At 57.1% G+C, this 312-nt stretch carries 1 pseudogene; it reads right to left on the reverse strand.

Features of this window, described 5'->3' with window-relative positions:
- Nucleotides 1-209 precede the first annotated feature (209 nt).
- Nucleotides 210-312: pseudogene (locus F3J08_RS16880) on the reverse strand (IS5/IS1182 family transposase); the annotation flags it as partial.

Raw genomic sequence — 312 nt, forward strand, 5'->3', positions numbered from 1 at the left:
TATGCTGTATCGCTCGACGGACTGCCGCTGTCGTCGTGGCGCTCCCGTGGTGAACCTGGCCCATAGTGCTTCCTTCCATTCCGATGAAAAGATTGCACCATCAAAACCCGGGACCAAACATCTAGCTTCTCCGAACGTTTCCCATGAAAGCGTGCAGCTTTCGAGGAAACGTCGCCTAAGAAACTGTCTTAGAGCCCGTTTGAGAATGTCTATGGATGGCTGATGCGGCGGAGCAGGAGGCTGCCCATGGCAATGTCGATCATGGCGCCGGAGACGTCGAGGCGCTTTTCGTAGTCGCGGACCAGGCGCCGC

The organism is Asaia sp. As-1742, assembly GCF_011753235.1.
Taxonomy (GTDB): domain Bacteria; phylum Pseudomonadota; class Alphaproteobacteria; order Acetobacterales; family Acetobacteraceae; genus Asaia; species Asaia bogorensis_B.